This is a genomic window from Nostoc sp., assembly GCF_036916975.1.
Taxonomy (GTDB): Bacteria; Cyanobacteriota; Cyanobacteriia; order Cyanobacteriales; family Nostocaceae; genus Nostoc.
The window spans coordinates 77,773-102,707 of the sequence record NZ_JBALFF010000029.1 but is presented as its reverse complement, the minus strand read 5'-3'; the positions used below and the strand labels follow the sequence as shown (position 1 = coordinate 102,707).

At 40.9% G+C, this 24,935-nt stretch carries 21 protein-coding genes and 1 pseudogene; 15 read left to right on the top strand and 7 right to left on the bottom strand.

The annotated features are described in order from the left end of the window. The 3 genes and pseudogenes from V7K73_RS05270 to V7K73_RS05260 all read left to right on the top strand — a co-directional run. A pseudogene (locus V7K73_RS05270) lies at window positions 1-120 on the top strand (photosystem II q(b) protein); the annotation flags it as partial. Window positions 121-368: 248 nt separating this feature from the next. Further along, the gene (locus tag V7K73_RS05265; RefSeq protein ID WP_334877770.1) at window positions 369-878 is read left to right on the top strand and encodes a hypothetical protein; all 510 of its coding nucleotides are present in this window, start codon (window positions 369-371) and stop codon (window positions 876-878) included. A gap of 48 nt (window positions 879-926) precedes the next feature. Continuing rightward, a complete protein-coding gene (locus tag V7K73_RS05260; protein WP_334877768.1) occupies window positions 927-1,814 on the top strand; it encodes a hypothetical protein in 888 nt (295 codons plus the stop codon). 110 nt (window positions 1,815-1,924) lie between these two features. Here the strand turns inward: V7K73_RS05260 and V7K73_RS05255 are convergent, their stop codons facing one another. From V7K73_RS05255 to V7K73_RS05240, 4 genes are all read right to left on the bottom strand, one after another. Further along, window positions 1,925-2,644, bottom strand: coding sequence for a hypothetical protein (locus V7K73_RS05255; RefSeq protein ID WP_334877766.1), 720 nt, complete (start codon window positions 2,642-2,644; stop codon window positions 1,925-1,927). A gap of 733 nt (window positions 2,645-3,377) precedes the next feature. After that, on the bottom strand, window positions 3,378-3,689 hold the full coding sequence (locus tag V7K73_RS05250; RefSeq protein ID WP_334877764.1) for an RNA recognition motif domain-containing protein: 312 nt from the start codon (window positions 3,687-3,689) through the stop codon (window positions 3,378-3,380). 396 nt (window positions 3,690-4,085) lie between these two features. Further along, window positions 4,086-4,946: a 3'(2'),5'-bisphosphate nucleotidase CysQ family protein gene (locus tag V7K73_RS05245; RefSeq protein WP_334877762.1), complete on the bottom strand. Its 861-nt coding sequence runs from the start codon at window positions 4,944-4,946 to the stop codon at window positions 4,086-4,088. Between the two features lie 124 nt (window positions 4,947-5,070). Then, the gene (locus V7K73_RS05240) at window positions 5,071-5,964 is read right to left on the bottom strand and encodes a sugar kinase (protein ID WP_334877760.1); all 894 of its coding nucleotides are present in this window, start codon (window positions 5,962-5,964) and stop codon (window positions 5,071-5,073) included. Between the two features lie 220 nt (window positions 5,965-6,184). On the opposite strand from V7K73_RS05240, the gene rsmI reads away from it, so the two are divergent. From rsmI to V7K73_RS05220, 4 genes are all read left to right on the top strand, one after another. Continuing rightward, window positions 6,185-7,045 (top strand): 16S rRNA (cytidine(1402)-2'-O)-methyltransferase, encoded by an 861-nt coding sequence (gene rsmI, locus V7K73_RS05235; RefSeq protein ID WP_334877758.1) that lies wholly within the window; start codon window positions 6,185-6,187, stop codon window positions 7,043-7,045. 372 nt (window positions 7,046-7,417) lie between these two features. Further along, window positions 7,418-7,696, top strand: coding sequence for a GlsB/YeaQ/YmgE family stress response membrane protein (locus V7K73_RS05230; protein ID WP_334877756.1), 279 nt, complete (start codon window positions 7,418-7,420; stop codon window positions 7,694-7,696). Window positions 7,697-7,850: 154 nt separating this feature from the next. Continuing rightward, window positions 7,851-8,687: a hypothetical protein gene (locus V7K73_RS05225; RefSeq protein ID WP_334877754.1), complete on the top strand. Its 837-nt coding sequence runs from the start codon at window positions 7,851-7,853 to the stop codon at window positions 8,685-8,687. A 754-nt stretch (window positions 8,688-9,441) separates the two neighbouring features. After that, window positions 9,442-13,086: a response regulator gene (locus tag V7K73_RS05220; protein ID WP_334877752.1), complete on the top strand. Its 3,645-nt coding sequence runs from the start codon at window positions 9,442-9,444 to the stop codon at window positions 13,084-13,086. 308 nt (window positions 13,087-13,394) lie between these two features. Here V7K73_RS05220 and V7K73_RS05215 read toward each other — a convergent pair whose 3' ends face one another. The 3 genes from V7K73_RS05215 to V7K73_RS05205 all read right to left on the bottom strand — a co-directional run bounded on the left by V7K73_RS05215 (window position 13,395) and on the right by V7K73_RS05205 (window position 15,649). After that, on the bottom strand, window positions 13,395-13,574 hold the full coding sequence (locus tag V7K73_RS05215; protein WP_334877750.1) for a hypothetical protein: 180 nt from the start codon (window positions 13,572-13,574) through the stop codon (window positions 13,395-13,397). Between the two features lie 138 nt (window positions 13,575-13,712). After that, window positions 13,713-14,408 carry a Uma2 family endonuclease gene (locus V7K73_RS05210; RefSeq protein WP_334877748.1) on the bottom strand — a complete coding sequence of 232 codons (696 nt, stop codon included), beginning with the start codon at window positions 14,406-14,408 and terminating at the stop codon, window positions 13,713-13,715. A 224-nt stretch (window positions 14,409-14,632) separates the two neighbouring features. Beyond that, window positions 14,633-15,649: a ribose-phosphate pyrophosphokinase gene (locus tag V7K73_RS05205; protein ID WP_334877746.1), complete on the bottom strand. Its 1,017-nt coding sequence runs from the start codon at window positions 15,647-15,649 to the stop codon at window positions 14,633-14,635. A 640-nt stretch (window positions 15,650-16,289) separates the two neighbouring features. On the opposite strand from V7K73_RS05205, the gene V7K73_RS05200 reads away from it, so the two are divergent. The 8 genes from V7K73_RS05200 (at window position 16,290) to V7K73_RS05165 (ending at window position 24,861) form a co-directional block, all read left to right on the top strand. Beyond that, on the top strand, window positions 16,290-17,264 hold the full coding sequence (locus tag V7K73_RS05200) for a decaprenyl-phosphate phosphoribosyltransferase (protein WP_334877744.1): 975 nt from the start codon (window positions 16,290-16,292) through the stop codon (window positions 17,262-17,264). Window positions 17,265-17,314: 50 nt separating this feature from the next. Next, window positions 17,315-17,854 carry a YqeG family HAD IIIA-type phosphatase gene (locus V7K73_RS05195; protein WP_334877742.1) on the top strand — a complete coding sequence of 180 codons (540 nt, stop codon included), beginning with the start codon at window positions 17,315-17,317 and terminating at the stop codon, window positions 17,852-17,854. 51 nt (window positions 17,855-17,905) lie between these two features. Beyond that, the gene (locus V7K73_RS05190; RefSeq protein WP_334877740.1) at window positions 17,906-18,241 is read left to right on the top strand and encodes an SMR family transporter; all 336 of its coding nucleotides are present in this window, start codon (window positions 17,906-17,908) and stop codon (window positions 18,239-18,241) included. A gap of 120 nt (window positions 18,242-18,361) precedes the next feature. Further along, window positions 18,362-19,927, top strand: coding sequence for a glycosyltransferase family 39 protein (locus V7K73_RS05185; RefSeq protein WP_334877738.1), 1,566 nt, complete (start codon window positions 18,362-18,364; stop codon window positions 19,925-19,927). Between the two features lie 169 nt (window positions 19,928-20,096). Continuing rightward, window positions 20,097-21,830: a protein kinase domain-containing protein gene (locus V7K73_RS05180; protein ID WP_334877736.1), complete on the top strand. Its 1,734-nt coding sequence runs from the start codon at window positions 20,097-20,099 to the stop codon at window positions 21,828-21,830. Continuing rightward, on the top strand, window positions 21,830-22,510 hold the full coding sequence (bioD, locus tag V7K73_RS05175; RefSeq protein WP_334877735.1) for a dethiobiotin synthase: 681 nt from the start codon (window positions 21,830-21,832) through the stop codon (window positions 22,508-22,510). The genes V7K73_RS05180 and bioD overlap by 1 nt, the downstream gene beginning before the upstream one ends. Window positions 22,511-23,022: 512 nt before the next feature. Further along, a complete protein-coding gene (locus V7K73_RS05170) occupies window positions 23,023-23,925 on the top strand; it encodes an undecaprenyl-diphosphate phosphatase (protein WP_334877733.1) in 903 nt (300 codons plus the stop codon). A gap of 243 nt (window positions 23,926-24,168) precedes the next feature. After that, window positions 24,169-24,861, top strand: a complete 693-nt coding sequence (locus V7K73_RS05165; protein ID WP_334877731.1) for a DUF4337 domain-containing protein — start codon at window positions 24,169-24,171, stop codon at window positions 24,859-24,861. Window positions 24,862-24,935 lie beyond the last annotated feature (74 nt).

Here is a 24,935-nt window from a genome sequence, read left to right as displayed (position 1 = left end):
AACCGCGCTAACTTGGGTATGGAAGTAATGCACGAGCGTAACGCTCACAACTTCCCCTTAGATTTGGCAGCTTTAGATGTTGCTCCTGTAGCTCTTACCGCTCCTGCTATCAACGGTTAATCATAATCTAAGATACAATCTTCACGATTATCTATAAGTAAAAGACGCTCTCCCGAAAGGGGGGGCGTTTTTGCATTGGGTTAATTGGTACATTTTTTTAAAGTGCAAAATGATGGGTGTTGCATCAAAATTAGACCGCTATAGTTCAGAAATTAGTCAATATATTATCAAAAAGTAAATTTTACGGGTAATAATTGCTAGCAGCGCAGATAATTGCCTCAAAGCTCAAGTATAAGGAGAAGCCAGGAATGATTTTACACCGTGGGCGTAGGGTAGTAGCTGCTTTGTTGCTGTCAGTTTTACTACTGACAACAGCCTGTACTCCAAAAGCACCTGGACGTTTTGACCAGGCGCAAAAAGAAAGCACTCAACAAAAAAGCGGTCAAGCGGTTGCTAAGAGTGCAACTCAGGGTAGCGAATTTAATAAACTTTTCCCTGATGCAGGCGATGGCTACCAGCGCGTCTATACCCAAGAGAAAAAAGGCTTTGCGGAAGCGAAGTTGAAAAAAGGCGGTAAAGATATAGCCTTGCTGTCTATTTCTGATACGACAAGCACACCTAGTACAGTAGCAAAGTTCTCAAAAAGCACCAAAAAAATTGGCGGTTATCCCGCAGTAGAAATTGGTAAGACGCAAACTGCAATTTTGGTAGGTAAGTACCAAGTAAAAGCACTTTCCCGCGATCCGTCATTTACAGCTAGCGATCGCGAAGATTGGCTAAAGAAGTTTAATCTTAATGGTCTGGCTAAACTGAAATGATTTGTACTACGAACTTTCAAATAACAAAACCTAAATAAGGAGATTTTTGTGAGCAAATCGATTGTTGATTTAGTTGATCAATTGCCAACCGGTGGCTTGACCATTTCTATGTTGAATTCTCTCGATTTTGTTGCTCCTGGCCAGTGGCAAAATACTATCGGCTTTGTCAACACCATTAAGACTGTTACTGGCGAAGACGACGAAGATTTAATTCAGCAAATTGGTGAAAGAGCGGTTTATCTATTCAACGACAAATCTCAAGGATACCAAACAGCCTTGTGGTTATATCAAACCGTTGATGGTACAGATAAAGCACTTGGTGCAGCAGCTTTAGCTAACAAAGTTGGTGAGAAAATTCCATTATTCGGTTTTTTAAACTCTGTCACTCCCAAACCTGATAAAGCCCAAACGATTGATTTGACATTAAAATTAGTCGCTGAATTGGTAGCCTTTTGTCAAATTAACGGCATTCCTGGAGATAGTATTGGGGATTTTGTCGCCTCTTTAGGTGAGTATAGTGGTGAGTCGCTTATCCGCATGGTGGCATTAGTTTGCGTTGATGGTTTGATCCCTCTCGGGACTGACTTCATCAGTAAAGCAATATCTGGGCTTAATCAGACAAATCCACAGGAGTTAGAACAAAACTCGACTTTCCAAAATATTAAAGATGTGATTCCAGGCAACAATGCTGGTAGTAAACTCAACTTTATCGGCGAAAGTTTTGACTCAGTTAAAGGTTGGATGAGTGGGTTAGTCAACGCAAATAATTTAACGCCACAAAAAGTTGTCCACAACTTGCAAAGTTTTGTCGATATTGCCGATGACAAGTTAGACTACCTCGCAGCGTTCCTAGATGTAGCAACAAATTACTATGAACATACTGGCACGCAAACTTTAGCACGTCGCTTGATTGAACGGGCGGTAGCTGAGATTTAGGTTGATTGGGAGTGGGGAGTGGGGAGCAGGGGGGAGAATAAAAAATTAGCTCTTTCTTCCTCTGCTTCCTGCTAAGAGACGCTCTACCTCTTCCCAATGCCCCATACCAATTAGGGTAAACGCAAATCTGCTGCGATCGCATATAAGTAAGGTTGAAAAATAGCTAAGTTTTCTAGTTTGTCAAACTTACCTGTTTGCGAACCTGGGTCAAAGGCAGTGGTAATTACGTAAAGTTTAGTGCCATCAAAGGCAACATGACCGATATGTTGCTCTTGTACTCCACCTTTTTGCTTGAGTCCGGCGAACCCATAGCGGATTCCCTGAAGCTTACCAACGGTTACTGGTTCGGGTGGGTAGGTTAAGAAAGTAATCTCTTTTCCATATTCCCCCTGACGATCTTTAGCAAACGCCGCGTAGTGGTCTGCAACCCAAGCTTTGAGTGCTGCTAATACCTGGGTTTGGTATTTAGAACTTTGGTAGTCCACTTGAGAACCAGGTGGAATCCCGGCTGCTACGAGTTTCTTTTGGAAATCCTCGTTGTTTGCTAATGGGTAAATGCTAATCTCAACTGTACCCAAAAGTTCTCCTTTGGACCAGACACACAATAAAGGCGCATTTCCCTTACAAGGAGCGACTTGCCAGTTCGTTGGAACAGCAGTATTTCCCAGAATTTTCTGCCAAATATTTCCCTCATTAGCGTTACTAAGTTTCGCAACGGCAGGGGATTCTACCACTTTGGGTGCAGAAAATTGAGAAAAAATAAATTTTGCTGCCACTGGTATTAACATCAGCAAAATAAGACCTAATAATAAATGATAAAGTCGTAACATTTTCTTGAAAATCCAGAGCCAAGGGTTGCAGACTAACGATATTTACAATACTTTATGAATATACAGGAAGATACATTTATATTGCTGCAAGTTCCGCAAATGGAACTCAACAAACTATCGCTCTTTATTACTCTGAAAAAATAAAATATTTGTAGGTTTTGAATATTCGTAGGTTGGGTTCAGCTTAAGCCAAACCCAACAAACACCCCAATATGTTGGGTTACCCTGCCTTAAGCCCCTTTGGGTCTACGTTCCTCAAACGCCACTTGCTTCTTTTTTAACGAACCTTATTAGGCACAGAGGACACTGAGAGAAGAAAAAAATGCTTAACTGAACTGTATTGTATTGTAAGCTGTTCCACAAATAAACTTGCATATACTGGGCGGGCTTTCCTGCCCACCCCACAAGATTTCTATTTAATAAGGGTTATGCAAATTAAGTAAGTGGGCGCAAATAATCATCACTTGCTCGTAGTTGCGCTTTAGCGCTAAAGCGCAACTACGAGCCAAATACAGAGTTTCGTTACATAGTTTGGTTTTATATTGCCTACCTACTTAGATGTTTTTTAGCTTATTGCAACCTACCCTTAGATTTATAAAAACTAATTACAACAAAGGTTTCTAATTTTTATCTAGCGAGAGTCATACGGTATAGTTATAAAATATTCCAGCAGAGTCAAGCCAAAGGCTGCACTCTGCTGGAGACTCTAAATGTGAAATTTTTAGGAATCGACTTAGTAGCGATTATTGTTGCGGCGGGGATTAGCGCCACCCCAGCTACCACGAGAGGAGTTACTTCTTTCCTCACGAGGTTTAGCTTTGTTCACTTTCAAATCACGTCCCATCCACTCAGCACCATCAAGTGCATCAATAGCAGCTTGTTCTTGTGTGTCTGATTCCATTTCCACAAAAGCGAACCCACGCGGCCGGCCTGTTTCCCGATCTGTGGGTAGTTGAACACGACTTACTGTCCCGTATTCTGCAAAAGCCTGCTTTAGGTCATCTTCTGTAACCTGATAGGACAGGTTCCCGACGTAAATTGACATACAAATCTCCGAATTCAGGGAGTGTAGAGAGTTAAATTCGGAGAGACACTTTTTAGAAATCAAAACGAGTTACTCAACCGAAAATAATCTTTATATCCATGAGTCTAGCACGACATTCAGCCTTTGAATATCGTCTTATTGTGAATTTTATTCACAAATCAAACCTTAAAGGTAGGTTTGTAGACTTCTCCAAAGACTAGCTTTTGTTGCTTGTATTATAAAAGTTACACTTTTAACAGGAAATCGCAATCAACTAGCGATCGCCCTGAGATTTAGTGTTTTGAAAATTAAGCTGCGGACTAAGGCGTAAAGATTATTATGGGTAGTCAGGCTAATCATAACATGGCTAACTCTTTTCAAAGCAAATTAAAAAATATTCATCCTCAAATGTCCCATTTAGCTATGCTCCAACTGCGCTAAAATCCTTTCTGCTTCTTTACATAGCACCTCGTGATATTCGCCATTACTAGCCAGCAAACCTCCCCATTGATTGATATCACCGGTGTTATACTGCAACGGAGTGCCGTCAAAGTGGGTAAATTTACCACCTGCTTCTGTTAAAATCAGTTCTGGTGCTGCCATATCCCAATCTTTGGGCGCAGACTTGCCGGAAAGGGAAATGTAGATATCTGCCTGTTGCTCGACAATGGTGGCGATTTTACAGCCTACACTACCCACAGATTTATGATTTTGACAGGGTAAATTTTGTAGTAAATAATCTAAGCGTTGGTTGCGGTGAGAACGACTAACGACTAAGGTTAAGTCCTCAATTCGTTTGCCTGAGGACACTTGTATAGGAACAGAAGCATCACGAGTTTCTACAAATGTACCCCCGCCTTTAGTAGCATAATATAACTTTTTAACCTCTGGTACTGCCACCACTGCCAAAACTGGGCGTGTTTCCTTGACTAAAGCAATGTGAACTGCATAGTCTCCAGTTTTTTCGATAAAGTCTCGTGTGCCATCCAAAGGATCAATTATCCATACCCAAGGGGTAGAAGGCTGCGCTACACCACTTGGAGATTGATAGGTTTCTTCGCTGATATAAGCAAAATCTTCATTACCCAAAGTTGCTTGTAGTCTCTGCAAAATGTATTGACTCACAGCTACATCGGCAACCGTCACAGGCTCATTTTGTTTATATTGTACTTCTAAATCAGGGTCTTTTGCAGTCCCGTGATAATACGAGCGCAGTATATCTGCTGCACCCCAACCTACCTCACGAGCGATCGCTAATATTTCTTTTAAGTCTTTCATTAATTTGGCCTGAACTAAAAATATGTATAACCTGATTCGTGAGGCACAGCGATACTTAGTTTAACGAATTACGAATTACGAATTACGAATTACGAATTACGAATTACGAATTACGAATTACGAATTATCTTAAATCCATCCAGCGCCGAGTGCCAAAAAATTTACAGGAATCAGCAGCAATATTAGCTGCCAGAGCCAGTGCATCAGTAAAGCTTTGTCTTAAAATGTAATTACAGAAAGCGCCGTGGAAAATATCTCCAGCCCCTAATGTATCAACCGCTTGAATCTGCGGTACATCTACGATACCAGTTTTACTGCAACTCAAGTATTCAATTGGTTTTTGTCCGTGGGTAATAACGATGTGAGGAATTTCAAATCCGCTCAGATAGGTAAAAACGTCTTTTCCAGTCTGGCAGTTAGGGGGATAAAAATTAGCCGAACAGATGGCGTAATTTACAAAAGGCAAAACTTGCTCAAATCCAGGCTTCCAACTTCCACCATCAATTACGACTGGGATATTCTTGGCTTTAGCCATTTGGGCTATAGAATAACTAACCGCCATTTGATGTCCATCAATCAGTACTATATCGACATTTTGCAAAATATCTGGCGGGATAGATGCGCTGTTGGCTTGAGTTTTGACAGCATTGATAGAAACTACAGCTCGTTCACCCGTGGTTTGGGTGACAATGATTGAAGAGACGGGCGGCGCTAAATCAGTGGTAGGCTCAAGGTCTGCGATCGCAACTTTGTAATTTGCTAAATCCCCCCGAATTAGCTGTGTCATTGGGTGAGAACCCACTACACCCAAGACTGTAGCGTGATTTCCTAAATGGCTGAAAGTCACAGCTGCGTTTGTAGCTGGCCCCCCTGCTGCCACACTATAGTCAGTAGCAACAATTTTCTGATTATTCTTAGGAGCAGAGTTAGCAAGGTAAATCAAATCTAAAGTTACTAAACCTACAAATAACCCACGAGCCGATTTTGGATTTTGGATTTTGGATTTTGGATTATTCATTTATCATATATTTTCGTATAGGTGCATAAATTATTATTTTTAACTCCAAACTCCTAACTCCCAACTCCCAACTCCCAACTCCCAACTCCCAACTCCCAACTCCCAACTCCCAACTCCCAACTCCCAACTCCCAACTCCTAACTCCTAACTCCTAACTCCTAACTCCTAACTCCTAACTCCTAACTCCTAACTCCTAACTCCTAACTCTTAACTTTTACTCATGCAAACCGATCCAAAACCAAGAACACTTTACGTTGTCGGCACACCAATTGGCAATCTGGAAGATATAACCTTTCGAGCCGTAAGAATTTTACAAAATGTAGATATCATTGCAGCAGAAGACACCCGTCACACAGGGAAACTATTACAGCATTTTCAAGTTAAGACTCCCCAGGTGAGTTACCACGAACACAATCGTACCAGCCGTATCCCAGAATTATTAGAGCATTTAGTTAATAATAAAGCGATCGCTCTGGTGAGTGATGCTGGAATGCCAGGTATTTCTGATCCTGGATATGAACTGGTGAAAGCCTGCATTGAGGCGGGAATTGCAGTAGTTCCCATTCCTGGGGCTAGTGCAGCAATTACGGCTTTGAGTGCATCTGGATTACCAACGGATCGGTTTGTCTTTGAAGGCTTTCTTCCAGCTAAAAGCCAACAGAGACAAGAATATTTAGAATCTCTGGAAACAGAATCTCGCACATTGATTTTCTACGAATCGCCGCACCGTTTGCGAGATACTTTACAAGACTTAGCTCTTGTTTGGGGAAGCGATCGCCAAATTGTGCTGGGGCGGGAGTTAACTAAATTGTATGAAGAATTTTGGCGGGGGACAATTGCCGAAGCGATCGCTCACTATAACCAACGAGAGCCCCAAGGTGAATATACATTACTAGTGGCAGGAATTGCGGACAGTCAGCCCCAACTGACAGAAGAAGAATTGAAAGCCGAATTGAAGCAGTTAATTAGTCAGGGGATATCGCGATCGCAAGCTAGCCGTCAGTTAGCCAAATTTACCTCCCTTCCCCGTCGCCAACTTTATCAACTAGCTCTTTCTATAGTCTTCACTCCCGATCTGTGAGCAACTAGTACCCCAAGGCGGAAGTCAACCCCGTAGGGGAAGTTACGCATAATAATTGTATTCCAAACTCTTAGGCCATTTGAAATGGTATGTTTATTACGCGCCCGGTCTACTAGTACGGCTTTTGTAGAATCACAATATTTGCAAAAGTGATGCTCCCAACTCTAATTTTTGCATAACCGTAACTTAGAGTCAAATACTAAATTTACTAAATTTATATATTCATCCTCAAAGACAAAGGAGTGAATATTCAAATGATATCTAAAGATTTTTGATATTAGTTCTCTAGATAGATCAGGAATTTTGGCTGGAAACTTTAATATGAAATAGTCGAAGGCAAACAAATAAGATTCTCAAGGAAGGAGAAATTCAATGGGTAACATTATTGCTTGGCTGGTTTTGGGTTTAATTGCAGGTGCGTTAGCTAAGTTATTTTATCCAGGAACCCAAGGTGGCGGTATTGTCTCCACAATTGTATTAGGAATACTGGGAGCAGTAGTGGGGGGTTATTTAGGCCAAGCTTTACTGGGAAGTGGTTCGGCAGCTGCCGCATCTGCTGGAGCTTTCTCGCTTGGAAGCATTTTATTTGCTGTTCTTGGCGCTATGCTACTGATTTTCCTTTGGGGTTTAGTGACTCGCCGGGCTGTGTAATTACCTGATATCAGCTAACCCTTTTGGGAATTGCTTTAAGCTGCAATAAACCGATAAAATGACATTAGAAAAAGAGCGAACAACTATAGGAGTTTTCGCTAGGTGTTCCGATATACATTTGGTACTTGAGGAATTAAAAGCTTCGAATTTTCCCATGCACAAAGTTTCAGTAATTGCAGGGAATGTAGAAGAAGAAAGCGATATTGCTAGTGTTGAAGTTAAAGATCGCACTGGCAATAATACATCCTCAGAAGATGCTGAAGCTTTTACAAGTGGTGCTTTAGGCGGTATTACCGGCTTATTAGTCAGTTTAGTTCTATGGGTAATTCCTGGTATAGGACGAGTGATTTTAGCCGGCGCAAAAGCAACAGCGATCGCTACCACTTTAAGAGGTGGGGCGATCAATGTAACCGCAGGTGATTTGCATCATGCGCTGCTAGGTTTAGAAATTCCTAAAGAGCAAGCACAGGGTTACAGCGATTTAATTTGCAAAGGTTATTATTTGGTGATATTAACCGGCGTAGATATAGAGATTCGTCTTGCTAAAAGGATTTTTAATCGCCGTGATATTCAACAGTGGAGTAATTATGAGCCATACTTGACTCCAAATAGTCGTTATAAAAATGCAGTTGCTGTTTTTTCTACACGCCAAGATACAGAAAAAGCACTTACTGAACTAAAAATAGCTGGCTTTGCTATGGCTCAAGTTTCGGTGATTGCTAAGGATACAAACAGACTGAATGGTATTACTGAGGTAAATATTAGCAGTTGCAAAGATAACTATACTAGTTTAGGAATTCCTGAGGATATAGCTAGATATTATGATCATCAAGTGACCCTTGGCAATTACTTATTAGTCGTAAATAGTACTGATATCTACATGGCAGGTGCGAGAGCAATTTTAGAGAATCAGAAAATTGAAAAATTTTGTATCTATAGCCCATCTGTAGTTAATCCAACTAGAAGCGATCGCCAGGTTTTTAGTCAATAGGCTTGGGTTAATACCTAATTATCCTTAATAAGGCTTCACCGATGAGCGTTACTTAAACATCAATCTTAATTGTAAGAGATTTGACACCATCTAGGAATGGTACATATTACCGATGATTTTTAGGAAAGTATTTTGTTTTTACTGTAAATTACATAATCATTTAAATATATTTTAAGAAGAATTCAGAAGTCATAATTAATGGGGGATTCAGAGCCGCGACTTTATTGTTGCCCACCAAATTTACAATTTTGTGGTCGTGCAAAAACGCCGATTATTCATCAGTTTTGTCGGTTAGAATACCCGATTGAATTCGTTTAATAAGTTGTATAAGACTTTAAGTTTGTACCCAAATACTATTTTAAAGAAGTAAAATTAGGGCTAAACTGTATATTTAGCAGGATAATACCAATTCTGACCAATTCTGTAGGATGATGCGCTAAACTATGCTAAACCATATTTAAGTACAAGAAAGAAAAACGAACCGCAAAAGACCGATAGACACGAAGTGGCTTCCCGTTCGCGTAGCGTCTCCGAAGGAGAAGGGTAGGACACAAAGATATAAGAATTTAAAAGGATTTGGTCTCACCAAAAAATTGGATAAGGCACTATATATTATAGATATTCTGGTTGAATGAGCTTAATTTGGACTTTTATATTGCTCTATTATTAAGTACAAGTATCATAGAGCAAAATCAAGAATTTCAAATCAATATAGTGCAAAAAATATCAATTGTTGGAATATCTGCCTGGAATAATGTTGAAAAGTTTGAAGATTGGAACCAAAATTGGAATTAGTTTTGCCCTAAGTTTGGCAACTCTGGCCACTATTGGTCTAATCTCCTATCAAAGCACCAATGAGCTAATTGAAACTTCGGCCAAAGAAAGCCATACTTACCAGGTGTTAAGTCAGCTTGAAGACCTCAATTTGCAATTGACAAATGCTGAGACTGGGCAACGCGGTTACATTATTACTGGAGAACAGCGCTATTTAGACCCTTATAATACTGCCATTCAAGTCCTAGATCAAAAAGTCAATGAACTTCAGAGATTAACGGCAGATAACCCCAAGCAACAGAGTCGGCTTGATATTTTACAGCCACTAATCACCCAAAAGCTGGCTGAACTTAAACAAACCATTGACTTACGTCAAAACTTTGGGTTTCAAGTTGCCCAGAAGGTTGTTTTAACAAACCAAGGCGAGCGGCTGATGACTGAGATTAGCAAAGTTATCCAGGCGATGAAAACTGAGGAGAATACACTGCTGAAACAGCGCTCTGAAAAGGCACAAGCAGCTGCTCGGCAAACGATCGCTAGCATTGTATATAGTATTCCCTTATTTTCTTTAATCTTAGCTTTGATTGGATTCGCCTTAACCAGACATATCTCAGCACCGCTAAAGCAAGTTTCTGATTTAGCAGAAAAAATGGCGGATGGGGATTTATTGGTGAGTTTACCAGATAGCGATCGCCACGATGAAATCGGTGTTTTGACACGCACTTTCAACCAGATGATCGTTAATCTGCGAAACACAAATAAAAAAAATGACGAGCAAAACTGGCTAAAGTCTAATTTAGCTGAATTTACCCAGATGCTCCAAGGGCATCGAAATCTAGAAACTGCGTCTCGCCTGATTTTGTCAAACTTAGCACCACTAGTTGGGGCATCGCAGGGTGTTTTTTATTTCATGGACTCAAGAGACGACGAGCCTGTACTGAAAATGTTGAGTAGCTATGCTTATAAAGAGCGTAAATATCTGGCAAATCAGTTTCGTTTGGGTGAGGGATTGGTGGGACAATGTGCCTTAGAAAAACAAAGAATCCTGCTAACAGAAGTTCCTAGTGACTATATCCGTATCAGTTCCGGGTTGGGAGAAGCCCCACCGTTAAATATTATTGTCTTGCCTATCCTGTTTGAGACAGAGGTGAATGCTGTAATTGAACTGGCATCGTTTGGGCCTTTCAGCCATCTGCATCTGACATTTTTAGAGCAATTAAGTGAAATTCTGGGTGTATTTTTAAATAACATCGCCTCACAATTGCAAACTCAGCAACTACTTGAAAAGTCTGTTGCTTTAACAGAAGAACTGCAAAACCAGCAAGAAGAATTACAGCAGAGCAATCAACGCTTGGAAGAACAGGCGCAGGAGTTGGAAGAATCGCAATTTGTTGTCAAGCAGTCTAACGAAGAATTACAGCAACTAAATGAGGAGCTAGAAGAAAAGGCAGAATTGTTAGAAGTTCAAAATCAGGAAGTTGCCCGCAAGAACCGCGAAGTTGAGCGAGCGAGGCAGTCTTTAGAAGAAAAAGCTGAACAACTGGAGTTGTCTTCTAAATACAAGTCGGAATTTCTAGCGAATATGTCCCACGAGCTACGGACACCGCTAAATAGCCTGTTAATTTTAGCAAGGCTGCTAGCAGATAACTCCCTGAAAAACTTGACCGACAAACAGGTAGAGTACAGTCGGACTATCTACTCGGCTGGCACTGATTTGCTGGAATTGATCAATGACATTCTAGATTTGGCAAAAATCGAGTCGGGTACTATGTCGCTCGATATTGAGCAAATTGCTTTTGCAGATTTGGAGACATCTTTAGAGCAGACTTTCCGGCAAGTTGCCCACAATAGAAAACTCAGGTTTACTATTGAACGAGATGAAAAGTTACCACCGACAATTTATAACGACTCCAAACGTCTGCAACAAGTGCTAAAAAATCTTTTAGCTAACGCCTTTAAGTTTACCGAACAAGGAGGGGTGAAGTTACAAATTGGCATGTCTTCTGAGACAGCCGAAGTTGATAATCCCATGATTGCTTTTGCAGTTAGCGACACAGGTATAGGCATTCCAGTCGAGAAGCAAAAGATTATTTTCGAGGCATTCCAGCAGGCAGACGGCACAACCAGCCGCAAGTACGGGGGAACAGGCTTGGGGTTGTCCATTAGCCGCGAACTGGCTCAACTGTTGGGCGGGAGAATTGAACTAGTCAGCCAACCAGGACAGGGAAGCACCTTCACCCTCTACTTGCCCAGGCGACATGAAGGGAAGGGTAAAAATACTCCCACTCCATCACCTTCTGGGCAAATCACCTCCCTTAACGCACTATCGACCATAAAAGAAGTGCCTCTAGTCGAAAATAGACCTACAACTCAAGACATCTCTCCATCAGCGAAAGTCGTTCCCAGCTTACCCAACGATATTCCAGATGACCGGGAAATCATTCAACCGGGCGATCGCATTTTGCTAATTATCGAAGATGACGATAAATTTGCCCGCATCTTACTAGATATGGCCCGCGAACAGGGCTTTAAAACTATTGTTGCTTTACACAGCAAACAAGGTCTAGCACTAGCGCAACAGTTTAAGCCCGATGCAATTATGCTAGATATCCACATGCCAGAGATGGATGGGTGGACAGTGCTAGATCGTCTGAAACATAACCCAGATACTAGACACATAGCAGTGCATATACTTTCTGTTGATGAAAGACAGCAACGGGGATTACAACTAGGAGCGATTACATATCTCCAAAAACCCGTTTCTCCAGAAGCGCTAACTCAGGTTTTAACTGAGATTAAAGGGTTTATTGAACGTCAGGTAAAAAATCTCCTGATCGTAGAAGATGATCCCGTACAAGCCCAAAGCATTATTGAACTGATCGGTAATAGTGATGTTCAGAGTACAGCAGTGGGTACAGGGGCAGAAGCCCTGTCGATTTTGCGATCGCATCACTTTGATTGTATGGTACTCGATCTCGGTCTGCCGGATATGACCGGCTTTACACTAATTGAGCAAATAAAGCAAGAACCCAGGCTTTTAAAACTGCCGATCATCGTTTACACCGGCAAAGAACTCAGCCGACAAGAAGAAACGCAATTGCGGGGACTAGCAGAGACAATTATCATAAAAAATGTGCGATCGCCAGAGCGGTTGTTAGATGAAACTGCCCTGTTTTTGCATCGGGTGCAAGCAAATTTGCCTCCACCAAAGCGACAAATGTTAGAGCAACTACACCAAAACGATCCGGTGCTGGCGAATCGGACAATTTTGATTGTGGATGATGACCTCCGAAATATTTTTGCCCTCACCAGCTTTTTAGAAAGCTATCAAATGCAAGTGCTGTTTGCCGAAAATGGCAGAGATGGTATAGAGAAGCTGCAAACTAATCCTGAGATTAATTTAGTTTTGATGGACATCATGATGCCGGAAATGGATGGTTACGAAACCACCCGCGCCATCCGCCAGCAACAACAGTTTCGCTCATTACCAATAATTGCTTTAACTGCTAAAGCCATGCCAGGCGATCGTGAAAAGTGCATCGAAGCTGGGGCTTCTGACTACATCACCAAACCTGTAGATACAGAGCAACTACTTTCACTACTCAGGGTTTGGTTGTATCGTTAAACATAAGAAAAAACCTCACCCTCAATCCCTCTCCTTATTAAGGAGAGGGAAGCCGGAGTCAAACCTCACCCTCAATCCCTCTCCTTATTAAGGAGAGGGAAGCCGGAGGCAGGGTGAGGTTTTATATTTAATTTGACCCACTTACTTAAAATTTTGATATGCAAATTAGATGTATTTTAGCTTATCATCTTTTTGTTAGCCTTTTCCAAGAGAGCTTTTCCATAATCATCACATTCTAAAGAATCCTCAAAAACAGGAACTCCCATTTTTTCAAGATACCTTATGTATATTCCATTAAGTTGATCGTCTTAAACTAAAAATGTCACAATTTTCTTGTCATAAGATAAACAATATATTATCCCACTATTTAATTTAGGTGTACCGCAAATATAATGATTTTCTATTAAACCGAACTGCGTAAGATAATCATGAATAAGCTCATCAGTAATCCCAGGTCTAGTCTTAATTTTAACTTTTTTAGCTTTCATATTTTTAACTTCCTATGAGAACGAAGAAAGCCTCGTAGGGGCAGAGAGAGAAAGAGTTTTCTGTAAACCAGTGTTGGGTTTCACTACCTTCAACCCAACCTACAAATATTCAAAACTTACGCAGTATTGAGTACACATCTATTCCCTATTTCCGATATTCTCATTTAACTTTTGCATAAATTCTTGATGTTCTGTGGCAGCTAAACCGGCTTGTAACACAGATAACACTGTTACCATTTCTCCTGAGAGTAAGGCAAGTACTGACAACCACAACCCCGGAAACACCTGAGAGCGAATAATTCCCTGCTCATCGGTTGGTAGCGAAACATACTCGTCTGCTTGCAGCGTAAACCAATCCAACTGATTATCTAATGTTCGCCAGACAATATACTCCTGTACTCCATTCCGGCGATAAGTGCGTTTTTTATCATGTAAATCGATGGCTGCACTGCTTGCTGCCACTTCTATTACCAGTTCGGGTGCGCCTTGGATATAATCATCCTCACTAATCAATGCTTGTCTACCCGGAATGAATAGTACCGCGTCAGGCTGTGGTTCATTATCTGGATCTAAACGCACTGTGGGTTCAATTCCCATAACAACCCCAGGCGTTGCCGTTTTATAGTTCCACAACCACCCGATCAAGTCTGCATGTGGCTCGCCATGACTTTTAATTCTCAGTGGCGATGCCATGATATACACAACTCCTTCAACCAGTTCAGCTTTTCTTAAATGCGGCATTGCCTGATAGCGACGCTCAAATTCGTAGCGAGATAAGCGATCGCCATTTTCCAGAGGTAAAACTGAAATCACTTTTTTAGGAGTTGTAACCATCCTTTTGTCCTCTTTAGCCAAACTGAATTAAAGTATTCTAATTTGGCAGTGCTGTATCCATTTTACTACTGCAAATGGCGCTCCATTTTTGTTAGATTATTTAGTTTTCAAGGTTCAGGTTCCTAAAGAAAGACAGTAATAACTAAAAACCCACGCTGCACCCGATCGAGAGGACAGCGTGGGTAATTTATGCTTGTAACACAAATGATAGTCTGTGTATCTGGCTAGCGGAACATACTACTAACTGAAGTATCTTCATGAATCCGCCAGATAGTTTCTCCTAAGAGATTAGCTACTGACAGCACCACTAGTTGGGGAAAGCGATTGTTTTCTGGTATAGGAATTGTATTGGTGACAATCACTTCCTCAAACAAGCCACTGGATAACCGCTCCATAGCTGGTGGAGAGAACACTGCATGAGTTGCACAGGCGTATACTTGACGCGCTCCTTCTTCACGCAGTAATCGCGCTCCTTCAGCGATCGTTCCTCCAGTGTCGATCATGTCATCCACTAACACTGCCGTTTTGCCTTTAACATCGCCGATGATATTTAAAACTTCGGCAACATTATGTGCATGACGACGTTTGTCAATAATTGCCAGTGGGGCATCATTCAGTTTTTTCGCAAATGCTCTGGCTCGCGCTACACCACCAACATCGGGGGAAACAACCACAAGATCGGGCAGTTCTTTGCTTGCTAGATAATCCAGCAAGACTGGCGAACCGTAAACATGGTCAAAGGGGATATCGAAATAGCCTTGAATTTGAGCCGAGTGTAAATCCATTGCTAGAACGCGGTTGGCACCTGCTTCAGTGATCAGGTTAGCAACTAGCTTGGCGGTTATTGACTCTCGTCCTGCGGTTTTGCGATCGGCACGGGCATAGCCATAGTAGGGAATTACTGCCGTTACCTGTCGCGCAGAAGCTCGACGACAGGCATCAACCATAATCAATAATTCCATAAAATGATCGTTGACGGGTTGACAACATGGCTGGATTAAATAGACATCACAACCCCGAATCGATTCTTGGATTTGAACGTAAAGCTCTCCATCCGCAAATCTTTTGCGAATCATTGGCCCCAAGTCCATGCCCACATAACGAGCAACTTCTTGAGACAGTTGTATATTGGCAGAGCCAGAAAACAGCCGCAGGCGATGATTCTCGCTCAGTCCTGTTGCAGATGGTTGCACTTTGAAAGTTGCAGAACTGAGCACAGCAGATCCTCTATGTGCATTCATAGCAATATTATCATTGGAGATTTAATAGGTTTAACCGAGAAATCGCCTAAAAAAACATCTGTGAGTTTTATTGAATCTTCTATACAAAATTTAAACATTTTTCCATAAAATTATCATTCGTTAACTGTCTAATTTTTTTGGCAAGCAAACTATTGATAGCTTAACGGACATTTAGTCCGTCCACTAGGTCTATAGTTCAAATTTTTTGGGTTGAGTTAAACATTGGTGTAGTAGGTTCTTCTAACTACCTCATTTATAGCTAACACTAAAGCATTTACAACTTAAGTGATATTGAAGCTTGTTCTCATCCAGTATAGCAGTATAGCACCTGCAACTAAGTACCGCAATAGTAGCTTATTATTCAAAACCTTACGCATTGACAAAAACGGCAATTACATAAACTAGAAGACGATAGCAGTGGATACAACGGACTCACACACAATCAAATTTTTAGATAAAGATTGGATAAATTTTAAATAAAGATTTAATAAAAAGATTCTTCATGATACCAAAACATTAATCAAGAAGAGTATTATCATCTAGGTAAAGATTTGTAAGTATTATTACTAAAAAAGTTTTAATTAAATCTAGAAAAAGTGTTCAATATAATTCTCCTGAGACATAAAAATGGGAAATACTTATGGACTCTCGACGTAATTCAGTAGCAGAAAAATCTTTAACTACTTCTAAGAAGTCGGCGCACTATTTAGCTGCTATGCGACCGCGACAATGGACAAAAAACCTGGTAGTGTTTGCAGCGCCCTTGTTTGCATTTAGCATCAACGTGCAATCTATGCTAGGTAGCCTATTGGCATTTGTATTATTTTGTTGTGCATCAAGTGGCTTCTATTTAATCAATGACATCGCAGATGTTGAATCTGACCGTCAGCACCCTGTAAAATGTAAGCGGCCAATTGCTGCGGGATTGGTTAGCACCCGTGTTGCTAGTGGTATGGCATTGGTGCTGTTGGGTAGTGCTTTAATTTTTGGGTGGTTGCGATCGCCCCAGTTGGGTACAGCCATAACTGCATACGCCGTGTTGCAGATCGCCTATAATCTGCGACTCAAACGGATAGTGATTTTGGATGTTGGAGCGATCGCTACCGGATTTGTCCTACGAGCTTATGCTGGTGCTGCTGCTACTGGCATTGTTTTATCTAGTTGGTTTTTAATTTGCACTGCAATGCTGGCGCTATTCTTGGGTATTGAAAAGCGGAAAGCAGAACTACGGTTAGCACAAATTAAAGGCAACAAGCCTCGTTCTGTCCTCAAATACTATTCCTTGCCCCTACTGGCTCGCATGGAAAATGTCGTCACTACTTGTACGGTTATCACCTATACTCTTTGGAGTGCAGGCCCTTACTTGCATGGGGCCCGCACCTCTTGGATGCTACTCACTTTGCCGTTTGTTTTGTATGGAATTTTTCGCTATCAACTGCTGAGTGATCCTCAGGAAATTACCAGTTCCAGTGACGACAATGTTGAGCACGGTGGACGCAGTGAAAGACCGGAAGAAGTTTTATTAAAAGATTTACCCATTCTATTAACTGTACTTGGTTGGGTGATCACTTGCTTTGTGATTCTCTTGCTGAAATATCAAGGGCTGATCGAATAAATCTAGTAAATCTGTTAATAAAATTTTCGGCAAGGGAATTTTTGGATGAAATGAAAGATAAACGCCATAAACTTCCACGACATGTCCATACACTAGCTGAGATAGAAATTGAGAAAATTAAGATTTGCGGCGTTAAAGGAATTATTCTCGATTTAGATAACACAATTATTTCGGAAGACGATCGCTACCTATCTCCTTATGCAGAAGATTGGATTACGCAAGCAAAGTTAGCCGGATTACAATTTTTTATCCTTTCAAATGGCAAACGTCGCTATCGCGTCAAATATTGGTCTCATCGGCTTGATATTCCAGCACTTAGTCCAGCGAAAAAACCCTTTCGTCCTGCATTTAGACACGCAATAACTTATATGCGCCTACCCGCAAAACATGTAATCGTCATTGGTGATAGTTTACATACAGATTTTGTCGGCTCACTACTTTGTGGATGTGGCTTCATGCAAGTTGCCAGTCTACCGCACCCGCCCCGATGGTGGGAAAGACTCGCTGGTAAATGGGTGCAAATACCTTATCCATATCGAGGCGAACTTTGGGATTTTGAGGGTGCTACTGGCTATGAAAGCTTCTTATAAATTGCTCTTTTTCTCAAAAAATTTACCTTATAAAGTGACTAAATTTTCCCCATGAATAACCAGATAGTTTTTAGTTTACTGATTCTAATCACAGTCGGGTTAAATACACTGGCTCAAAATCTATTGAAACTAGGATCTGGACAAAATCCGTTAAATATCTATTTACTAGGAGGGATTTGTACTTATGGACTGAGTACAATTTTTTACGTGGTAGTTTTAGGAAAGCTAAATTTATCTGTTGCCTATCCAGTAGTAATAGGATTAACAATTATATTTACAATGATCACTGGTGCTGTAATTTTGCGAGAAAAAATCTTATTTTTGCAATGGTTAGGAGCGGGTTTGATGTTGAGCGGTATCGGGGCAATTGCTTTAAGTAAGCAGTGAAACTATGCTTAACTGATTATATTGATTTGAAGCAGTTGCTTAATTGTTTGTTTTGAAAGTTTGATGTAAATAAGCTGTACAACAGTAATTCCTGTAGTGTGATGAGGAGGAAATAGAATTATGATTAAAAGTTTCAACCAGAAATGGTCGAGATATTATCTATTTGTTTTAATAGTGATTGTTTTGAGTGTTTTCCTGCGCTTTTTTCTGTTGACAAAACAGAGTCTTTGGTATGACGAGGGTTTGACCTTAAGTCTGACTGATGCCTCGACACTTCAAGAGAGCATTACGAATGTAAGAAACGTCAGAAATAGTGATAGATTTCAACCACTATACTTTATACTTTTGTTTTTGTGGCGTCAGATGTTTGGTGAAAGTGAATTTGCCCTTCGTTCACTCTCTGCTCTTTTAGGAATTGGCTCAACTATCGCTATCTATTTTACTGCTTTGCGGATATATGGAAAAAAGCACGCTTTATGGTCTTTAATAATCATAACATTCAGTTCTTTCTGTGTTTACTACAGCCAAGAAGCAAGAATTTATGCTTTAGCAATTTTTATTTCTTCACTTCAACTATATTTTTTCAGCGCAGCATTAGTTAAAAATGAAAAGAATCAAGGTACTTCAATATGGCTATTCAGTCTTTTTACTGCCATAGGAATTTTTACTAATATTAACTTCTGCTTTTCCACTGTAGCTTTATGTCTCTCTCATATTGCCATCTATAGAAATTTCAGGCAATGGCTGCAATGGTGGCTTCCTGCTGCGTTTTTATCTTTACCGCCAGTTTTATATTACCTGACTTTACCTGGAGCAACTGATCCAGAAAGCATTGAAGTTTCTCGCTTAGGATTCCCCATAATTCAAAATATTATTTTTGTGTTGTATGGAATTTTAGTGGGAACAACTTATGGGCCTTCAACGGAGCAATTACATGGCGATAATAAAGTACAGGTTGCGCTTAGTTACTTGCCTCACATACTTTTATTAGTGATAGTCAGTACTGTAATTGTTTTGGCTTTAATAAAAGTTTTATTGAAACACATAAAAAATCACAGAGAGCAGCATCCTGATTTATTCTTTGCTTCTGTTTTTGTCATAGCATTTTTACTAGGATTGCTCTTAGCTATAGTCACCAAATTTAATTGGGTACCGCGTCACTCTTATTATCTTTGGTTACCACTTGCTATGCTTATACCATCAGTTTTGAGTCAAAGGAGTGGTATTAGCTCAAAGCGCTATGGAGTGTCTCAGTTTGCTCAAATAGCTGTCATATCTCTGATAGTTATGAATATTTATTCTATTTTTAACTATTACTTCAACGAACGCTATCAGAAAGATGACTACCGCTCTGCGATCCAGTACATTATAAAAAATCGTACCTCTTCTACAAAATCTGTAATTTTATTTGGCCATCCCAGATTATTTAGATACTACGGTGACTTTCAAAGTCTGAATGGACACGAATTTGGAAATCCATTAAGAAAGGGAATTAATGATGAAAATTTTGCAGAAAAAATTGATAATTTAACAAATCGTGCGGATACAGTTTTGATAGTAGTTAATCGGGAACATCTATTTCCCAAAGGATTGATTGAAAAAGACATGACCAAGTTGTATAAACTGGATTCTCAAGTTAATTTTCCATATTTCAAAATCTCTCGTTTTTCCAAGAAGATAAATTGAATTGAGGGTTGGGGGCTGTTAAATGGACTACGAAATAACCTAGCTCTGGTGGGGGTGTACCCATTGGGTATAGTAGAATATTGCCGCAGGTAACTGTCCGTCGCCTCTTGGACTTAAATCTTTGTGGGTGATTTCCTCCTCAGTTGCTACTACACTCAATCATTCGCTCATGCAACCACCCTTTACAGTTGGCACTGTCTTGCAAAACCGTTATCGCATAATTCAAATTCTCGGACAAGGAGGATTTGGTAGAACCTATCTGGCAGAAGACCAAAGGCGCTTTAACGAACTTTGCGCGATCAAGGAATTGATTTCAACAGCAACCGAGGCTTTGGCTTGGGATAAGGCACAAGAGCTTTTTCACCGAGAAGCGGCGATTTTATATCAAATTGAACACCCACAAGTCCCGAAATTCCGGGAAAGATTTGAGCAAGACCAACGTTTGTTTTTGGTGGAGGACTACATTGCAGGTCAAACGTACCAAACTCTGCTGGCTGAACGCCAAGCTGTGGGTCAAACCTTCACAGAAGCTGAAGTATTGCAGTTGATAAAGTTGTTGCTACCTGTTTTAGAGCATATTCACAATCGAGGGATTATTCACCGAGATATCTCGCCAGAAAATATTATTTTGCGAGATAGTGACGCTAAACCTGTGTTAATTGACTTTGGGGTGGTAAAGGAACTGGCAACTCGTTTACGATCGCCTCTTAGCGCAATGCCAGAAACCACTGTGGGAAAATTAGGCTACTCTCCTAGTGAACAAATGCAAACAGGGGGAGCTTATCCTAGTAGTGATTTGTATGCATTAGCAGTGAGTGCAATTGTTTTGCTGACTGGTAAAGAACCAAGGGATCTATTTGACCAAAACCAAGTAACTTGGAATTGGCAACGGTGGGTAACAGTTAATCCGCTCTTTGCCATAGTGTTGAATCGAATGTTAAGTCATATACCCAGCGATCGCTATCAAAGCGCTGTTAGTGTATCTCAAGCACTACAATCTTTAGAGCAAGTCAATCTTCCGCCCTTGAATAGGTCTAACTTGCAAACAATCGCTGTTGGTCGCCGTCCTGACTCAGTACCCCCAGCAGCATCGCCCAAAAAACAACCCGATCCTGTAATTCCACCAAGTTCGGCTAGCTCAGTCTTGGATAATCCCTTAGCGATCGCAGCAATTGGTACTGCTGTAGTGATCGTAGCCGGATTTGGTTCTTGGGCGTTGGTAAGTTCCATCCGCAGTCAGTCGAAAACACCAAATGAGACGCTTCCACAAAATTTCCCTTCACCAGTTATTTCTGGTGGTACTACATTCACATCTACACCCACACCCGAACAACCTATCATATCTAGTAGGCAGCTTAATCTTAAAGCATCTAACCCAATCACAGTTACAGATACTCTCAAAACAAATCAAATCATCCAATATACTTTTTTTGGTCACAAAGGTGACAATTTAACTGCCTTTATTGACCCAGGAAGCAACGTTTTGCTAACAGTGTTCAGTCCCAATCAACAACCAATTGATCGGAATGTTCAACAAGTAACATCATATAAAGGCCTATTGCTGGTTACTGATAGATATACTATTGAGTTAACACTGGTTTCAGGAGTTGCCGAAAGCAATTACAGCCTGACTGTTGGATTAGAAACACCATCCAAAGCAATACCTACACAAACACTTACCCCAATTCCAAAAGAGACACCCACTCCTATTTTTACACAAATACCTACCCCAATTCCGACAGAGACACCCTTCCCAATACCTATCCCAATTCCCACAGAGACACCCTTCCCAATACCTACCCCAATACCTACACAAACACCTACCCCAATTCCAACCACTGGTGAAACGCCAAGTTTTCCGCCAGTTGATGGAACACAACCATTTTCTGGCCAAAGGAATTAATGTTAAATACACTACTGATTACTGGAACTGATACCGAAACTGGTAAAACTGTTTTAACAACAGCGTTAGCAGCCTATTGGCAAAAATATTATCCGCAGCGTAGCTGGGGAATTATGAAACCGATTCAATCGGGGATTGGCGATCGCGAGTGGTATCAAAAGCTATTTACACTAGAACAATCTTCAGAAGAAATTACACCTTTGTACTTTCAAGCACCTTTAGCCCCGCCGATCGCCGCAGCACGGGAAAATCGCCAAGTAGATTTAGCAGTAGTTTGGCAAGCTTTAGTTAAATTGCGATCGCAACGTGATTTTGTGCTTATAGAAGCCTTGGGGGGATTAGGTTCGCCTGTAACTGAAGAATTAACGGTAGCTGATTTAGCAGGAAAATGGCGTTTACCAACGGTATTGGTAGTGCCAGTGAGATTGGGTGCGATCGCTCAAGCAGTGGCGAACGTAGCATTAGCTAGACAATCGCGCATCAATCTCAAAGGCATTGTGCTCAACTGCGTACAACCTAGAACTGATGCAGAAATAGCCGACTGGACACCACCCCAATTAATTCAATCACTTACGAATACACCAGTTTTAGGCTGCTTACCATATTTAGATAACCTGAGTGATTTAGATAAACTTGCTCAAGTAGCATCAGATTTAGATTGGGAAACGCTGACATTTTAAATTGAGCATTGGTGTCAAGTTAAGCTGAAATCTTCGGAGTGTATGAGTTTTGCCCTCACCCCCAGCCCCTCTCCCAACTATGGGAGAGGGGAGACATAATTCTAGTTCCCCGAATCCCATATGATGGGATTCGGGGTTAGGGGATGAGGGCAAACACAAAGTTTTTGCACCTGACGGGATGCTCCCAGAAAATTTACGGATGTTTTTTTATTTGTCAGTCCCTTACAACCGTGCAGTCACAGTTATGACATAACTTGGTAATAGCTTTGTCAATAAGACGTGCAATGGTAAGGAAAGATGAAATTAACCTAACTTTGGTGACACACAGGGCAGGATTTACCTGCCTTATTTAATATTTTGAACTACAACACCACTTCATTCTTCCGCTTTCGTCTGTGCCAAACATGAGTTTTAAATGTCATTCAAGTGGCATATCTTAGTCATAGAAACGTCATTGGCATAAGTTAATTTATCGGTGTTTGATTAAAAATAAATTATTTACGCCTGACATCATGATGCTTTCTTTTGCGGTGACGAATGCAGTCTGTAGCACAGGTAGTGAAGTGAATCTAGACTTTGCTAACCTTAGCTGGATTGACGTGATTATTTTAGGCATCGTTCAGGGAATTACAGAACTATTACCAATTAGCAGTACTGCTCATTTGCGGATAGTACCAACTTTACTGGGACTCAAAGATCCGGGGTCTGCTTTTTCAGCAGCAATGCAATTAGCTAGCTTGACTGCTGTTTTAGTCTATTTTTGGCAAGACTTAAAAAAATTAACAGGAGAGACAGTTAGAGCAATTAGCGGGCAAGATTATCAATCTAGTTCTTTGCAACTGATGTTAGGTTTATTGGTAGGAACCTTGCCTATTGCTGTGGCTGGTGTGCTACTCAAACCAATTCTTAACGCCTGCAACTCACCGATGCGAGGGTTAGTAGTTATTGGTGCAGCTTCAATTATTATGTCAGGATTGTTGGCGATCGCCGAAAAACGTGGAGGACGCGATCGCACTTTCGACAACCTCACCCTCTGGGATGGCATTTGGGTAGGAATTGCTCAAGCTTTCGCCCTAATCCCTGGCGTTTCTCGCTCTGGTTCCACCCTCACTGCTGGGTTATTTTTGGGCATGAAACGCGAGACATCAGCCCGATTTTCTTTTTTGTTGGGCTTACCAGCCGTGATTTTGGCGGGTGCTGTAGAACTCCACACTCTTAGCACAGCAGGGCTGAGTGCATCTGGTTGGTTGACTTTATTGGTAGGCTTAATCTCTGCCAGCATTTCCGCTTTTCTAGCAATTTGGGGACTTTTACGCTACCTGGAAGAACACAGTACCTTGATTTTTATTTTCTACCGCTTGGCAATGGGTGTATTTTTGATAGTTGCAGTGATGGCTGGTTGGTTGCAGAATTAATTTTAACTAATAATGCTTAAAACTCTATTTTTTTATGGGTAGAGTATTCTGAATTCAATACGGTTCACTTAAGAAAATTGCTTTGTTGGGTAGAACATTCATGTTACCCAACAAAGTCAAGAAAGTGTTGTGTTTCGTTCCTCAACTACGTAGAAGTTGAGTTTTAGGCTTGAACTGTATTGATTATTAATTCTGTATGCTGACTCCTGTTTTATTATCTTTAAGTGAAATTGGTATAACGATATGGACATAAACCCAATCGACCTGGTTGAAGATGAAAATGATGAACCCGAAACCCCAGCTAACCGCGAAAAACGCAAAAGCCGTCTAAATAGTGCTGTTGCAATTGCAGTTGCATTGCTTGCAACTTTTATGGGCATCTGCAAAGTCAAAGACGATAATATAGTTCAGGCAATGCAGCAAGCTCAAGCAAATAAAATTGACGATTGGGCGTTATACCAGGCTCGTAATATTCGTGAAGAAATAGCCAAATCAAATGTGGTGCAACTCAAATTTCAATCTGTTTCTCAACCTTCTGCTGTCAGGGCTGAGTATGAAAAACAGATTGCCGCTTATCAACTAATTGCCGATAAAGAAGACCAGAAAAAACAGGAACAGAAGCTAGTTGCCGAAAAAGATCAAACAACCTATGACCAGCTTAATTACCATGACGACCAGTTTGATTTAGCTGATGCTTCCTTATCGCTCTCGGTATCGCTATTTGCTATTACATCTTTATCTCAGAAAAAATGGTTGTTCTACGCCGCCTTAGTTCCAACTATATTTGGTTTAGTCATGGGGTTATCGGGATTATTAAACTGGCAACTACACCCCGATGCTTTGACCAAATTACTATCCGAAAATTTCTTAGAAAAACCAGCCGAAAACAAAATACTGCTTTCCACTCGCACTTCCCCAAATCCCAAAGTGTTTTAACAAATTCTGGGGGTTTAAGTCTATTACCCCTAAGATACCTCACCCTGCCTCCGGCTTCCCTCTCCTTAGTAAGG